This window comes from Kocuria rosea (genome assembly GCF_006094695.1).
GTDB classification, from domain to species: Bacteria; Actinomycetota; Actinomycetes; order Actinomycetales; family Micrococcaceae; genus Kocuria; species Kocuria rosea.
Window position 1 is genome coordinate 3,673,596 of record NZ_CP035103.1, and the last position, 14,920, is coordinate 3,688,515.

14 protein-coding genes are annotated in these 14,920 nt (G+C 72.8%); 7 read left to right on the plus strand and 7 right to left on the minus strand.

Annotation, left to right across the window (positions count from 1 at the left end):
* Nucleotides 1-54: 54 nt before the first annotated feature.
* Entirely contained in the window at nt 55-1,392 is a 1,338-nt protein-coding gene (locus EQG70_RS16735; RefSeq protein WP_035923529.1) for an ABC transporter substrate-binding protein, read from the minus strand.
* A 148-nt stretch (nt 1,393-1,540) separates the two neighbouring features.
* Between EQG70_RS16735 and EQG70_RS16740 the strand changes: the two genes are divergently transcribed.
* Both EQG70_RS16740 and EQG70_RS16745 read left to right on the plus strand, forming a co-directional pair.
* Nucleotides 1,541-2,263 (plus strand): GntR family transcriptional regulator, encoded by a 723-nt coding sequence (locus tag EQG70_RS16740; RefSeq protein WP_035923531.1) that lies wholly within the window; start codon nt 1,541-1,543, stop codon nt 2,261-2,263.
* 93 nt (nt 2,264-2,356) lie between these two features.
* Nucleotides 2,357-2,878 (plus strand): glutathione peroxidase, encoded by a 522-nt coding sequence (locus tag EQG70_RS16745; protein ID WP_109268397.1) that lies wholly within the window; start codon nt 2,357-2,359, stop codon nt 2,876-2,878.
* A gap of 6 nt (nt 2,879-2,884) precedes the next feature.
* On the opposite strand, the gene rocD is transcribed toward EQG70_RS16745, so the two are convergent.
* Nucleotides 2,885-4,150, minus strand: coding sequence for an ornithine--oxo-acid transaminase (rocD, locus tag EQG70_RS16750; protein ID WP_197723054.1), 1,266 nt, complete (start codon nt 4,148-4,150; stop codon nt 2,885-2,887).
* 134 nt (nt 4,151-4,284) lie between these two features.
* Here rocD and EQG70_RS16755 point away from each other — a divergent pair, with 134 nt between their 5' ends.
* Nucleotides 4,285-5,151, plus strand: a complete 867-nt coding sequence (locus EQG70_RS16755; protein ID WP_109268398.1) for an alpha/beta fold hydrolase — start codon at nt 4,285-4,287, stop codon at nt 5,149-5,151.
* An 82-nt stretch (nt 5,152-5,233) separates the two neighbouring features.
* Here the strand turns inward: EQG70_RS16755 and EQG70_RS16760 are convergent, their stop codons facing one another.
* The 5 genes from EQG70_RS16760 to EQG70_RS16780 form a co-directional block, all read right to left on the minus strand.
* Nucleotides 5,234-5,698, minus strand: coding sequence for a ribose-5-phosphate isomerase (locus tag EQG70_RS16760; protein ID WP_017833593.1), 465 nt, complete (start codon nt 5,696-5,698; stop codon nt 5,234-5,236).
* Nucleotides 5,698-6,504: a triose-phosphate isomerase gene (locus EQG70_RS16765; protein ID WP_109268399.1), complete on the minus strand. Its 807-nt coding sequence runs from the start codon at nt 6,502-6,504 to the stop codon at nt 5,698-5,700. Before EQG70_RS16765 ends, EQG70_RS16760 begins: the two co-directional genes overlap by 1 nt.
* A gap of 9 nt (nt 6,505-6,513) precedes the next feature.
* Nucleotides 6,514-8,250, minus strand: coding sequence for a dihydroxyacetone kinase family protein (locus EQG70_RS16770; protein WP_109268400.1), 1,737 nt, complete (start codon nt 8,248-8,250; stop codon nt 6,514-6,516).
* A gap of 95 nt (nt 8,251-8,345) precedes the next feature.
* Nucleotides 8,346-9,341 carry a 3-hydroxyacyl-CoA dehydrogenase family protein gene (locus EQG70_RS16775; RefSeq protein WP_109268466.1) on the minus strand — a complete coding sequence of 332 codons (996 nt, stop codon included), beginning with the start codon at nt 9,339-9,341 and terminating at the stop codon, nt 8,346-8,348.
* Between the two features lie 177 nt (nt 9,342-9,518).
* Nucleotides 9,519-10,232: a GntR family transcriptional regulator gene (locus EQG70_RS16780; protein WP_017833597.1), complete on the minus strand. Its 714-nt coding sequence runs from the start codon at nt 10,230-10,232 to the stop codon at nt 9,519-9,521.
* Between the two features lie 206 nt (nt 10,233-10,438).
* Here EQG70_RS16780 and EQG70_RS16785 point away from each other — a divergent pair, with 206 nt between their 5' ends.
* The 4 genes from EQG70_RS16785 (at nt 10,439) to EQG70_RS16800 (ending at nt 14,770) form a co-directional block, all read left to right on the plus strand.
* The gene (locus EQG70_RS16785; protein ID WP_017833598.1) at nt 10,439-11,863 is read left to right on the plus strand and encodes a GntP family permease; all 1,425 of its coding nucleotides are present in this window, start codon (nt 10,439-10,441) and stop codon (nt 11,861-11,863) included.
* A gap of 65 nt (nt 11,864-11,928) precedes the next feature.
* Nucleotides 11,929-12,705 (plus strand): SDR family NAD(P)-dependent oxidoreductase, encoded by a 777-nt coding sequence (locus tag EQG70_RS16790; RefSeq protein WP_017833599.1) that lies wholly within the window; start codon nt 11,929-11,931, stop codon nt 12,703-12,705.
* An 89-nt stretch (nt 12,706-12,794) separates the two neighbouring features.
* Nucleotides 12,795-13,736: a sugar phosphate isomerase/epimerase family protein gene (locus tag EQG70_RS16795; RefSeq protein WP_017833600.1), complete on the plus strand. Its 942-nt coding sequence runs from the start codon at nt 12,795-12,797 to the stop codon at nt 13,734-13,736.
* 185 nt (nt 13,737-13,921) lie between these two features.
* Nucleotides 13,922-14,770: a formate/nitrite transporter family protein gene (locus tag EQG70_RS16800; RefSeq protein WP_017833601.1), complete on the plus strand. Its 849-nt coding sequence runs from the start codon at nt 13,922-13,924 to the stop codon at nt 14,768-14,770.
* Nucleotides 14,771-14,920: the final 150 nt, after the last annotated feature.

A 14,920-nucleotide genomic window follows, 5' to 3' on the forward strand; every position in this document is an offset into this window, starting at 1 on the left:
GGTGCACTCCTCGCAGGTGCGCGGCGGGGCCGCTGGGCGGCCCCGCCGCGGCGGTCACTCGTCCTGGTAGCCGTTGTTGTCCTCGAAGTCGGCGTCGATGGCCCGCGCCGCGCTGTCGAGCTCCTCCTGCGGGTCCGCCCCGCCCCAGATCGCCGCGAGGGCGCTGCCGTAGGAGCTCGTGACCGTGGGGTAGCCCGGGGTGATGGGCCGCGCCACCGCGATGCACTCCGGGGTGACCTCCTCCGAGCTGCATGCCGAGGCCAGGTTGGACGCGAACAGCTCCAGCGGCCCGCCCTCGCCGTAGAGCTCGCTGCCCTCGAGGGCGCTCGTGGTGCCGGGCACCGCCGCGTTGGCCTCGACCATCGTGGCGATGCTCTCGTCGGAGTGCAGGAAGTCGAGGAAGGCACCGGCCGCGGCCTGGTCGCCGCCGGCCGCCGGCGTCACGCCCCACTGCCAGGAGCCGTGGCCCGCCTTGGTGCCGTTGCCGAGGTCGGGCAGGGGCATGAGGACCAGGTCCTCGCCGAGGGCTTCGCTGAAGGTGGGGTACATCCAGTTGCCCGTCCAGGTCAGGGCGACGTCCCCGTCGGGGAAGGCGGTGCCGCTGGTGTTCGGGTCCGTGTGCTCCTTCCACGAGGCCCACTCCTCGAGGGCCTCCACGTTCTCGGCGCTGTTGAGCACACCCTCCGCCGCGCCGTCCCGGATCAGCGTGCCGCCGTTGGACCACAGGACCGGGGAGGTGGTGAAGGTTCCCCACTCGGCGGCGAAGCCGTTGGCCTCGCCCAGGTCGATCGCGTTGCCCGACGGGCTGACCTCCGCCAGCTTCTGCAGGTTCTGCTCGAACTCCTCCGCCGTCCACGCCTCGTCGGCGGTGGCCGGGGCCTCCACGCCCGCGGCGTCGAGGAGCTGCTGGTTGCCCCACAGCCCGAGCCCGACGTCGAACATGCCGACGGCGTAGGTCTGGTCCTGGTACGTGCCGCTCTCCCGCACGCCCTCGATCCGGTTCTCGAGGGTCTCCTGCGACACCACGTCGTCGAGGGGCACGAGCTTGCGGTCGTAGACGAAGGACGCCATCGTCGGGGCGTCCATCTCCATCACGTCGGGCAGGTCCTCCGCGGCGGTCGCCTGGACGGTGCTGGTGTAGTCCGGCTCGGGGATGAGGGTCAGCTCGACGCTGACGTCCTCCTGCGAGTCGTTGTACTCGGCGACGAGGGCCTCGAGCGCCTCGGCCTCGGCCGCCTGGCCGCTGTGGGCCCAGACCTCGATCACGCCGTCGCCCTCCCCGCTGCCGCTCGCGCTCTCCCCACCGCCGCCGCAGGCGGCCAGCACCACGGCCATCGACAGGCCGGTCCCCAGCACCACGGCCCGGGACCGGCGCCTCGTTCGTGCACTCATGAGCAGTTCCCCTTCTCTCGGCCGCAGTGTTCGCGATCGTCACAGCTGTCGTTCCCCCAGCTTGGACTAGACCAATTTGTGTGTCAATGCTCACACCTCGGGAAACGGTGCCCGCAGGACCGGGCGGCGCGGTCGATATGCTGGCCCCATGAGCGCGGAGCCGCGGGCCGTCCCGAAGTACTACCTGCTCAAGGAGCAGCTCCGGGCGCTCGTGCGGGACGCGACCCCCGGCGCGCTCATCCCCACGGAGCGGGCGCTCGCCGAGCAGTACGCCACCTCCCGGACCACGGTCCGCCAGGCCATCGGCGAGCTCGTGGCGGAAGGGGTGCTGGGCCGGGCCCAGGGCCGGGGGACCTTCGTGGCCCCGCCGCGGTTCACCTACGTCCGCCAGCTCACCTCGTTCAGCGACGACGCCGACGCCCAGGGCCTCGTGAGCTCCTCCACGGTCCTCGACGTGAGCCGCACGGCCGCCGACGACGACGCAGCGGCCCGGCTGCGCGTGCCCGTCGGCGCCGAGCTCGCGCGGGTGGAGCGGATCCGCCTCATCAACGGCGAGCCGCTGGCCCACGAGGTCGCCCTGCTCGCCGGAGCGCTGCCCGGCCTGGCGGCGCACCTGGACCGGACCGGCTCCCTGTACACCGCGCTGCGCCAGGACTACGGCATCGACATCGTGGCGGCCGAGGACACCGTGGAGACCCGGCTCGCCGGCCCGGACGACGTCCGGCTCCTGGGCATCGAGATGGGGGCTCCCCTGCTGCTGATCCACCGGCTCGGGTTCACGGCTGACGACTCCCCCGTGGAGTGGACCCGCTCGGTGTTCCGCGGGGACAGGTTCCGCTTCCTGGCCCGGATGAAGGGGCCGCAGCACTGACCCGCGGGATCGCGGGCGCTCTCGCGGGCGCGGGCGGCGCGTCGGCGGCAGAATGGGAGCAGACCGCCGTCCCCGACCGCTCCGGAGGCTCCCATGACCACGCTGCACGACTTCACCGCCACCACCCTGGACGGGCGCGAGCAGCCGCTGTCCGAGTACGCCGGGAAGGTGGTGCTCGTGGTCAACACCGCGAGCGAGTGCGGGTTCACACCGCAGTACGAGGGCCTCGAGCAGCTGTGGCGGGACTTCCGGCAGGACGGGCTCGTGGTCCTGGGCTTCCCCTGCAACCAGTTCGGGCACCAGGAGCCGGGCAGCGAGGAGGAGATCGCCGACTTCTGCAGCCGCAACTACGGCGTGACGTTCCCGATGTTCGAGAAGGTCGACGTCAACGGCCCCGGCGCCCACCCCCTGTGGTCGTGGCTGCGCGGGGAGCGGGGCGGGATCATGGGCGACGCCATCAAGTGGAACTTCACCAAGTTCCTCGTGGGCCGGGACGGGCGGGTGATCCGCCGCTTCGCCCCGAAGACCTCGCCGGCGCAGCTCGCCGGCAGCATCGAGTCGGCGCTGGCCCACGGGGAGGCGCCCGCCGGGACGGAGTCCGCCGGGACGGGCTGAGGCGGATCAGCGGCCGGCCATCTCCCGCAGCACGTCCGCGAGCGCGGTCAGGCCCCGCTCCAGCTCCCGGTCGGTGATCACCAGCGGCGGGCTCAGCCGGATGGTGGAGCCGTGGGTGTCCTTGGCGAGGATCCCGTGGGCCACCAGCCGCTCGCAGCACTCCCGGCCGGTGCCGAGCCGCGGATCGATGTCGATCCCGGCCCACAGCCCGCGCCCGCGCACCTCGGTCAGGCCCAGCGGCGCCAGCTCCGCCAGGCCGGCGTGCAGCTTCTCCCCCATGACCCGCGCCCGCTCCTGGGGCTCCCCGGTGGCGAGGAGGGCGACGACGGCGCGGCCGACGGCGCCGGCCAGCGGGTTCCCGCCGAACGTGCTGCCGTGCTGGCCGGGCCGCAGCACCGAGAGCACGTCCGCCCGGCCCACCACCGCGGACACCGGCAGGACTCCCCCGCCCAGGGCCTTGCCCAGCAGGTAGAGGTCCGCCTCCACGTCCTCGTGCTCGCACGCCAGCGTCCGGCCGGTGCGGCCCAGCCCGGACTGGATCTCGTCCGCGACGAGCAGGACGCCGCGCTCGGCCGTGCACCGCCGCACGCCCTGCAGGTACCCCGGCGGCGGCACGATCACCCCGGCCTCGCCCTGGATGGGCTCCAGCAGCACCGCGACGGTGTCCTCGGTGACGGCCGCCTCGAGGGCTGCGAGGTCCCCGAACGGGACGGTCACGAAGCCCGGCGTGTAGGGGCCGTAGTTGCGGTGCGCCTCGTCGTCGTCGGAGAAGCTGATGACCGTGGTGGTGCGGCCGTGGAAGTTCCCCGCCGCCACCACGATCTGCGCCCGGCCCGGGGCCACCCCCTTGCGCTCGTAGCCCCACTTGCGGGCGACCTTGATCGCCGACTCCACGGCCTCGGCGCCGGTGTTCATCGGCAGCATCATGTCCTGGCCGAGCAGCTCGCACAGCTCCCGGGCGAAGGGGCCGAGCTGGTCGTTGTGGACGGCCCGGCTGGTCAGCGTCACGCGCTCCAGCTGGGTCCGGGCCGCCTCGAGGACCGCCGGGTGGCCGTGGCCGAAGTTCAGCGCCGAGTAGCCGGCGAGGAAGTCGAGGTACTCCCGGCCCTCCACGTCCGTGACGGTGGTGCCCTGGGCCCGGGCCGCCACCACGTCCAGCGGGGAGTACGTGCGCGCGGTGTACCGCTCGGCGGTCTCCACGAGCTCCCGCGTGCTCGTGCCGTGACCGGTGCCGGCCGCGGGGTCGACGAACTGCGTCGGGGCGTGGTTCATGGGGTTTCTCCCGGTTCCTCGCTGGTGTTGTCTGGAGCGTGTGCGGTCCAGCCCATCACGTACAACGCCGCCGGGCCCGCATTACAGTCCCGGCCCCGCGCCGCGCGGCCCGTCCCCGACCTGCAGGAGGAACCGTGTTCCCCGACTTCACCGCCCACGACGTCCCCGTGGCCGACGGCACGATCCACGCCCGCACGCGCGGCGACGGCCCGCCCGTGCTCCTGCTGCACGGCTTCCCGCAGACCCACGCCATGTGGCACCACCTCGCCCCCGTGCTGGCGGAGGAGTTCACCGTGGTCGCCGCCGACCTGCGCGGCTACGGCGGCTCGCGCACGAGCAGCGAGGACCACACCTTCCGGGCGATGGCCGCCGACCAGGTGCAGCTCATGCGGGCGCTGGGCCACGAGCGGTTCTCCGTCGTCGGGCACGACCGCGGCGCCCGGACCGCCCACCGGATGGCGCTCGACGCCCCCGGCGCGGCGGCGTCCGTGGCCCTGCTGGACATCCTGCCCACCCTGGAGGTGTGGCGGTCGATGGACGCGTGGATGGCCCTGCAGTACTACCACTGGGCCTTCCTCGCCCAGGGCGAGGGCCTGCCGCAGACCCTGATCGGCCACGACCCCGTGTACTTCGTGCGCCGGACGCTCCAGGGGCTCAGCGGCACGCAGGTCCCGTTCGACCCGGCGGCGCTCGCCGCCTACGAGGACGCGGCGCGGGATCCCGCCGTGGTCGACGCCTGGTGCCGCGACTACCGCGCGGCCGCCGGCCCGGACCGGGAGATCGACGAGGCGGACGAGCACGAGCAGCGGGACCTGCCCGCCCTCGTCCTGTGGGGCGCCCGGGGGCGGGTCGGCGCGCGGGAGGACCCGCTCGCGCTGTGGCGGCGGCAGTTCCCGCGGGCCACGGGGCGGGCCGTGGACGCAGGCCACTTCCTCGCCGAGGAGCGGCCGGAGGAGGTGGGGGCGGCCGTCCTGGCGCACCTGCGTGCTGCGCGGACGTAGTCGCGGCCCCGGCACGGACACGCGCCGGGCCCCGGCACGGTGTCCCGTGCCGGGGCCCGGCGGGGCTGGTGCCGGGGTGCGGTCAGCCGTTCTCGTAGCCGGTGATGGCCTCGACCTTGGCCGCCGAGGCGCTGGTGGTGTCGAAGGTGTAGCCCAGCCACTCCTTGGCCAGGCGCCGGGCCAGCTCCAGGCCGACGACCCGCTGGCCCATGCACAGCACCTGGGCGTTGTTGGAGAGCACCGAGCGCTCCACCGAGTAGGAGTCGTGGGCGGTCACCGCCCGGATCCCGGGGACCTTGTTCGCCGAGATCGCCACGCCCAGGCCCGTGCCGCAGATCAGCAGCGCCCGGTCGGCCTCCCCGGAGGCGACCTTCCGGGCGGCCTCGACGGCCACGTGCGGGTAGTCCGTGTTCTCGGTCTTCGAGACACCGACGTCGACCACGCTCTCCACGCGGTCGTCGGCCTCGAGGTCCCGGCGCAGGGCCTCCTTGTAGTCGAACCCGGCGTCGTCGCCGCCGATCACGATCCGCAGCTTCTTCTCGCTCATCACTTCACCTTTTCCTTGTCGTCGTTCTCGTCGTTGGTGGTCCTCGCGCGGGCCGCCTCAGCGCTCCGCGCGATCTCGAGCAGGCGCAGGTAGCCCTCCAGCCGCCAGGCCGTGCGGCCGACGAACAGGCCGTCCACGTGGTCGATGCCGAGCAGGTCCGCGGCGTTGTCCAGGTTGACCGACCCGCCGTAGAGCAGCCCGCGCACCCGGGACCCCCAGTGCGCACCCAGGGCGGCGAAGGGTTCGGCCAGCTCCGCGACGGTGGCCGGGCGGCCGTGCTCGCCGATCGCCCAGATCGGTTCGTAGGCGATCAGCACCCGGGACAGCTGCTCGGCCTCGAGGCCGGCCAGGGCGCGCTCGACCTGGCCGAGGACGTGCGCGCCGGAACCGCCGGCGGCCTGCACCTCCGCCGGTTCCCCGACGCACAGCAGCGGGACGAGCCCGTGGGCCAGGGTCGCGGCGACCTTGGCGCGGACGGTCTCGTCCGTCTCGCCGAAGTGCTCGCGGCGCTCGGAGTGGCCGATCTCCACGATCCGGGCCCCGGCGTCGGCGACCTGGGGCACGGAGACCTCCCCGGTCCAGGCACCGGCCTCGGCCCAGTGCGCGTTCTGCGCCCCGACCAGCACCCGGGGCTCCTCCGCCAGGGCCGCCGCCACCGCGGCGATCGCCGTGGCCGGGGGGATCACGAAGGGCTGCACGTCCCCGAGGTCCCGCCCGGCCAGGGCCTCGGCCAGGCCCCGGGCCCAGTCCGTGGCCTGGGCCAGGGTCTTGTTCATCTTCCAGCTCGTGCCGACCCACACCGTCACGACCGCCTCCTACCGGGCGTCCGGGGTCCGGGCGAAGAGATCGCCCAGGGCGTCCATGAGCACGGAGAAGGACAGCGCCCCGGGGTCCGGGGTGCCCAGGCTCTTGTCGCCCAGCACCTTCGAGCGCCCGCGGCGGGCGGTGATGTCCGCGGTGGCCTCGGCGGCCTCCCGCGCCACGGCGGCGGCCTTCTTCGTGGCGCCCGCCAGGTCGGAGGAGGTCTCGAACTCGGCCAGCAGCGCCTCGCGGAACGGCAGGGCGGCGTCGACCATGGTCTTGTCCCCCGGCTGGGCCCCGCCCAGCCGCACGACCGCGTCGATCCCGGCCACCAGGGCGGCCACCGCCTCGTCCGACCCGGCCCCGGCGGCGTCGTCGAAGACCCCGCCGGCCGCGGTCAGCGCCGCGCCCCACAGGGCACCGGAGGTGCCGCCGGCCTCCTCGGCCCAGGCATCCCCGGCGCGCAGCAGCACGGTCCGCGCCCCGGCACCGGCCTCGGCCGCGTCCCGGGCGGCCGCCAGCGCGCCCCGGGTCCCGTAGGCCATGCCCTGGCCGTGGTCGCCGTCGCCGGCGATGGCGTCCAGCTTGCCGAAGTGCTCCTCGTGCTCGGCCGCGGTCGCCTCCAGCACCGCCAGGGCCGCCACGACCCGCTCGGCCGCCGACCGGGACTCCGCGGTGGCCTCGGGCACCTCCTCCGCGCCGGGGGTGTGCACCCCGGTCCGCGCCGGCCGCCCGGCCGTGTCCGGGGCACCCCGGCGGAACGCCGGGGTGTCGGCCGGGGCCAGCCAGTAGCGCTCGAGCTCCTCGTCGAGGAACACCACGGTCAGCGAGCACCCTGCCATGTCCAGGCTGGTGACGTGCTCCCCGACCTCCGGGGCCACCACGGTGAGTCCCTTCTCGGCCAGCCGGGCGGCCACCCGGGCGTAGACCACGAACAGCTCCTCGTACTTGACCGTGCCCAGACCGTTGACGAGCACCGCCACCCGCCCCTGGTAGCCGCCCTCGACCCGGACGGGCTCCTCCTCCAGCACCCCGTCGAGCAGCAGGTCGGCGACCTCGTCGGCCGTGCCCATCGGCACCTCGCGCACGCCGGGCTCGCCGTGGATCCCGAGCCCGATCGCCATCTCCCCGGCCGGCACGTGGAACAGCGCCTCGCCGGCACCGGGCAGGGTGCAGCCCTCGAAGGCCACCCCGAAGGACCGGGTCGCGTCGTTGGCCTTCCACGCCACCCGCTCGGCCTCGTCCAGATCGGCCCCGGCCTCGATCGCCGCCCCGGCGATCTTGAACACCGGCAGGTCCCCGGCGATGCCGCGGCGCTCACGGTGGGCCTCGGCCGGGCCCGAGGCGATGTCGTCGGAGACCCGGATGATCCGCACGTCCACGCCCTCGGCGCGCAGCTTCTCCGCGGCCTGGCCGAAGTGCAGCACGTCCCCGGCGTAGTTGCCGAAGCCCAGGACCACACCCCCGCCGTTCTCCGCCGAGCGCGCCACGGAGTACACCTGGGAGGCGGAGGGCGAGGAGAAGATGTTGCCGCACGGGGCGCCGTGGCCCATCCCCGGCCCGATCCACCCGGCGAACGCCGGGTAGTGCCCCGACCCCCCGCCGATCACCAGCGCCGGCTGGCCCGCGGGCGTCTCGGAGGCGCGCACCACCCCGCCGTGGGCGGCCACCACGTGCTCGGGATGGGCGGCCACATAGCCCCGCAGCGCGTCGGACGCGAACTCCGCAGGATCGTTCACAAGAAAAGTCATCGTTCCAGCCTCGGTGGTCTCGGAAGGGTGGCCGGGCGGAGCGGCGATCGACGTCGAGCGCCGCTCCGGCCGGCGGGGTGTGCGGTGGCGCCGGCTCAGCCGGCGGGGGCGGACGCGCCGCCCTGCTGGGCGGTCTCCTCGTCGACCGGGCTGGGGCCCAGGTCGTTCAGGAGCTGCCCCATGGCCACGTACGCCTTGTTGCGGTACGCGACGAGGTCGTTCGAGCGCTCGGCAGGGATCTGCAGGAAGCCGGCGCCGGACTTGGTGCCGAGCTTCCCGGCGTCGACGAGGTCCTGGAGGGCCTTGGGCGTGGCGAAGCGCTCGGGGAAGGAGGTCTGCAGGGAGGCGTAGCAGAAGGAGTAGACGTCCAGTCCGGCCATGTCCGCGATCGCGAAGGGGCCGAAGAACGGCAGCCGGAAGCCGAAGGTGGTGCGCACGAGCGTGTCGACGTCCTCGGCGGTGGCGATGCCCTCCTCGACCAGCTGGGCGGCCTCGTGGAAGAGGGCGTACTGCAGGCGGTTGAGCACGAAACCGGTGACGTCCTTGACCACGGCGGACTTCTTGCCGGTCAGCTCGACGATCTCCTGGGCCGCCGCGACCGTCTCGGGCGTGGTGGTCGCGTGCGGGATGACCTCGACGCCGGGGATGAACGGCGCGGGGTTGGAGAAGTGCACCCCCAGGAAGCGGCCCGGGTTCTCGACGACCTCGGCGAGCTGGGCGATGGAGATGGTGGAGGTGTTGGAGCCGATCACGGCGTCCGCCGGAGCGGCGTCGCTGATCCGGCGCAGGGTGCCGTGCTTGATGTCGAGCTTCTCCGGGACGGCCTCCTCCACGTAGGAGGCGTCCGCGACGGCCTCCTCGATGCTGGGAGCGGCCCACAGGTTCTCCCGCAGGCGCTCGACCGCGTCCGCCGGGAAGAGCCCGTCGGCGACGAACTGCTCCGCCTCCCCGAGCAGGCGCTCGAGGTTCTTCTCGGCGATCTCCTGCGAGATGTCGGCGAGCGCGACCCGCGCGCCGCCGAGGGCGAGCACCTGGGCGATGCCCCCGCCCATGTATCCCGAACCGACTACTGCTACCGAGCGCTGAGCCATGATCCCCATCTCCTCTGATGTGCACATGTTCTGTCCGTGGGACACGGCGGCATCGGAGCGCGGGTCGCGAGCGACCGCGGGAACCGGATCAGGTCTTCGCCGTGTTTCCTATAGGATCCACGCACCGGAGTGTGGTGTCAACCACACCGGGAGGTGTCGAGGGGTGCGGGAGGGGCCTCAGGCGCTCTCGCTCCGGGCGTCCTGGCCGGCGCTCTCGTGCTCGTGGATGGCCCGCTCCCGCACGCCGCAGATGTGCCCGGCCATGGCGATCCGCGCGGCCGCGGGGTCGCCGCGGCGCAGCGCCTGGAGGATCCGCGCGTGCTCCTCGATGGCGCTCCGCGCGTCCTGCACCCCCAGTCCGCTGAAGAGCCGGAACCGGTGCACGTGCCCGCCGAGGGACTCGTAGGCGCCGAGGACGAACTTGTTGCCGGCCTGCTCCGCGATGAGCCGGTGGAAGCGCTCGTCCGCCTCCCAGTATGAGCGGTAGTCGGAGAAGTGGGGCCCGTTCGGCGCCTCGCGGAGGTCGTCGATGGACCGCTCGAGGGACTCCAGGAAGGTCGCGTCCGCGCGGCCGCACGCCAGTTCGGCGTTGTACGGCTCGATGAGCAGGCGCGCGTCCATGAGGTCCAGCAGCTCCTCGTGCGTGAGCAGGGGTGCCACGCGGTAGCCGCGCAGCGCGGCGCGGACCACCATGTTCGTGGACTCCAGCCGCGCCAAGGCCTCCCGGACCGGGGTCGGCGAGACGCCCAGCGCGCGCGCCGTGCCGTCGATGCTGATGGGGTCCCCGGACTTCAGGTCACCGTCCATGAGGCGCGCGAGGATCTCCTTGTAGACCTGGTCCGCGAGGATGCTGCGCTGCACCCACGTCCCGCCCGGAACAGTCGTGTCCATGCCGATTTCCTCACTCGCGTCCGCCGTAACAGGCATTGTCCCACGCAGTAGCGGGCGCGGAGGGCGGCCGGACCGCTCCTGACAACGCCCCACCCACTGGACAGTTAACCAATATCCTATAGGGTATTGGCCAATGGCCGTTGAATGTGGTCCACGCCACAGCATCAGGGTGGCCCGCCCGCGTTCTGATCAAAGGTGATTCAGCTATGCACATCCTTCTTCCCGCCGCCACGGCGGACGCGCTCGTCCTGGCGGAGAGGCCCACGTGGGCTCTGCTCGCCATCGCGGTCGCGGCCATCGCCGCGCTGCTCTTCCTGATCATCAAGCTCCGCGTCCACGCGTTCTTCTCCCTGATCATCATCAGCCTGCTCACGGCGCTGGCCGCCGGCATCGGCGTGGCCGACGTCGTGGGCGTGGTGGTCGCGGGGTTCAGCACCACCGTGGGCAACGTGGCCCTGCTCGTGGGCTTCGGCGCGGTGCTCGGCCGCCTGGTCCAGGTCTCGGGCGGCGCCCAGGTGCTCGCCGACGCGATGCTGCGGCGGTTCGGGGAGAAGCGGGCCCCGCTCGCCCTGGCGGTGGCCTCCCTCTTCTACGCGTTCCCGATCTTCCTCGACGCCGGCTTCATCGTGATGCTGCCGATCATCTACACGGTGGCGCGGCGTCTGGGCGGTTCCTTCATGCTCTACGTGCTGCCCTCCATCGGCGCCTTCCTGATGATGCACGCCCTCACCCCGCCGCACCCGGGCCCCACCGCCGCCGCCACGGTGATGGGCGCCGACGTCGGGATGGTCGTGCTCGTCTCGCTCCTGGTCGGCCTGCCCACGTGGTACCTCGCCGGCTACCGGCTCAGCCTGGTCATCGCCAAGCGCTACCCGGACATGCCCGTGCCGAACCTCCTGGGCGAGGTGGAGCTCGAGGACGACATGCCCCGGCCCGGCTTCTGGACGATCATCTTCGTCCTGCTGCTGCCGCTCGTGCTGATCTTCTTCAACACGCTGTTCACCACGCTGGAGGCCAGCGGGTCCGTGGGCGAGGACAACGTCCTGTTCCGCCTGTCCCGGCTCATCGGCAACACCCCGATCGCGCTGCTGATCGCCACGCTGTTCGCGATGTACCTGCTGTACCTGCGGCCGCGGCGCGGCCGCGGCTCGATCGGCGGCGCCCTGGAGGACCTGGTCGACCACGCCCTCGCCCCGGTCTGCTCGATCATCCTCATCACGGGCGCCGGCGGCGCCTTCGGCCGGGTGCTCACCGAGACCGGGATCGGCGGCACCATCGCCGGCGGCCTGGACGCGATGGGGCTCCCGGTGATCCTGGCCGGCTTCCTCGTGGCGATCGCCTTCCGCGTGGCCCAGGGCTCGGCCACCGTGGCCGCGACCACGGCAGGCTCCATCATGGCGCCCGCCGTCGCGGAGCTGGGCCTGTCCGGCGTCGGGCTGGCCGCCATCGTCGTCGGCATCGCGGCGGGCTCCATCACCTTCTCGCACGTCAACGACTCGGGCTTCTGGCTCATCGGCAAGTTCTGCGGCTTCGACACCCTGACCACGCTGAAGACCTGGTCGGTGGTCGGCACCGCGATCGGCTTCATGGCCTTCGCCCTGGCCTGGGTCGTCTACGCCCTGGCCGCGTGAGCCGGCCACCGACACCACGCCCCGCACCTGATCGCCCCGCATTTGATCGCCCCGAAGGAGTTCTCATGACCGACGGACAGTTCCCCGCGCACCGGACGGCGGTGGTCACCGGCGCCGGGGCCGAGCGCGGCATCGGCCGCCACGTCGCCCGCCGCCTGGCACGGGAGGGGTGGGCCCTGGCGGTGCTGGACGTCGACGCCGACGGCGTCCGCTCCTTCGCCGCCGAGCTCGCCGGACGGACGGAGAGCCCGGTGCGCGGCATCCCGGTCGACGTCGCCGACCCCGCCTCCGTGGACGCCGCGTTCGAGGAGATCGACGCCCACCTGCCGCCCGTGCTCGCCGAGGTGAACCTCGCCGGCATCGCCAGCCCCCACTCCTTCTTCGAGCTCACGAGGGACGTCTGGACCCGGGTCATGGACGTCAACGCCACGGGCACGCTGCTCATGATGCAGGCGGCGGCCCGGCGCATGGTCGAGGGCGGCCACGGCGGCCGGATCGTCAACACGTCCTCGATCACGGCCTACGACGGCGGCGGGACGTTCTCGAAGACCGGGTACGCCGCGGCGAAGGCCGCGGTCCTCGGTCTGACCCGCGGTGGCGCCCGGGAGCTGGGGGCGCACGGGATCACCTGCAACGCGCTCGTCCCGGGCCCCATCGACACGGACATCATGGGCGGGGCGCTCACCGAGGACCGCAAGTCCGCCATGTCCGCGGGCATCCCCGCCGGCCGCGTCGGGCAGCCGGAGGACGTGGCCGCCCTCGTCGCCTTCCTGACCAGCCACGAGGCCGGGTTCGTCAACGGCGCCTCGTACTTCATCGACGGCGGCAAGCACATGGTGTGAGCCCGCGCCGCCCCGAGCACCGGTGCCACCGCGCACCCCGGACACCACCCAGCACGGCGCCCGACGAGGCGCCCGACAAGGAGAGAACCATGCCGCACACCCCCGAGACCTGGCCGATCGGCGCCGCCCTGCTGAACTTCACCGGCACCACCGCCGACGGCCGCGACCGCACCACCGCCGGCCCCGAGGCCTGGAGGCAGACGCTGCGCGAGGTCCGCCTCGCGGGCTTCGACCACGTCGACCTCACCGACTCCTGGGTCCGGCCCGCCGACCTCGACACCGACGGCCGCCGCCGGCTGCTCGAGACGGCCCGCTCCTACGACCTCGCCTTCAGCGACATCGCCGTGACCCGCAAGAGCGTGATCACCCCGGACGAGGACCGGGCCCGGGAGAACATGGCCTACACGAAGCGGACCATCGACGCCGCGGCGGACCTCGAGGTGCCCATGGTGTGCCTGGGGCTGCACGACCCGTTCACCGAGCCGCAGAAGCAGGCCACCTGGTTCTGGCTCGCGGAGGGCGCCGAGGACGAGGAGACCCCGGAGAACCGGGAGAAGGCCGCCGCCCGCTTCCGCGAGCTCGGCGAGTACGCCGCCGAGCGTGGGGTCAGCGTGTCGCTGGAGATGTACGAGGGCACCTTCCTCGGCACCGCCGACAGCTCCGTGCAGCTCGTCACCGCCGTGGACCTGACCAACGTGGGGCTGTGCCCCGACATCGGCAACATCGTCCGCCTGCACCGGGAGGTCGAGGACTGGCGGGAGATGCTGACCAAGATGCTTCCCCACACCAACTACTGGCAGCTCAAGAACTACTTCCGGGACCACGACCCCGCGACCGGTTCCTACGCCTCGGCGCCGGCGCCGCTGGCCCTCGGCTTCATCGACTACCGCGAGGCCATCGGCATGGCGCTGGAGGCCGGCTTCGACGGCCCCATGTGCGTGGAGCACTACGGCGGCGACGGCCTCACGGTGACGGCCATGAACCGGGACTACATCCGGGGGATCCTCGCGGCCAAGCTCCCGGAGGCATGATCTCCGGCAGGACGGACGGAACGGCTCCGGTGCGGCACCGGGGCCGTTCCGTCGTCGATGCCGGTGGCGGCGCCGGCGCCGGGTCCCCGGGACCGGGGGCGCGGGCCCGCGCCTAGGATGGTCCCACCGGGCGGCTCCTGGACGCCGCCCGGGTCCACGGCCACCTCTGGAGACGGGCGCCGAGCATGACCTCCGACCCGCAGCAGCTGTTCCCGGGCAAGCAGTTCATCAGCACCGTCCTCGCGGCGCTGGAGACCAAGACGACCATGTCCGGCGAGCTGGCGCGGCGCTACCTGCAGCGCGCCGGGATGGCCGGGATGATCATCGGTGTCCTGTTCGCCGCGAACTTCGCCGTCGTCGCCGCGTTCGACGCCGTGCCCGCCGGGGACGCGACGCTGCGCCCCCTGGGACGCCTGCTGGGCGCCGTGACCTTCGGCTGGGCGCTGGTCTTCATCTACTACTCGAAGTCCGAGCTCCTGACGTCCAACATGATGATCGTCTCCATCGGCGCCTACTACCGCCGCACCTCGTGGTTCAAGGCGGTGCGGCTGCTCGGGCTGTGCTATCTGGGCAACTTCCTGGGCGGGCTGCTCGTGGCCGTGGTGCTGCGCTTCAGCACCATCACGGACGGGCCCGCGCACGCGGAGATGGAGGCCGCCGTGGCGCACAAGCTCGAGTTCGTCACCAGCGGCGGCACCGGGTGGACGGACCTGTTCCTGCGCGCGGTGCTGTGCAACTTCCTCATCAACCTGGCGATGCTGCTCGTCTACAACGGCCTGGTGAAGGACGACCTGATGAAGAGCCTGATCATGATCGTGGCCGTCTTCCTCTTCGCGTTCCTGGGTCTCGAGCACTCCGTGGCCAACACGGTCCTGTTCACCGTGGTGGGACTGGAGGACGGACTCGACGTGGGGGCCGCGGGCGCCAACGTGGGGATCGCCCTCCTGGGCAACTTCCTGGGCGGCGGGGTCCTGATCGGCTTCTACTACGCGTACGTCAACGACGACGCCGGCTACCGCCCCCGCACCCGCTGACGCGGGGCCCCCGGCGTGCTCGCTCTCGGCCGAAAACTCTTCAGCTCACTTACCTTTTGCCGGGACACCCCGTAGCGTGGACCGGGCACGTCATCCGAGCAGCACCCCAGCGAGAAGAAGGAGCACCAGCATGCGAAGGATCCTGTTCAT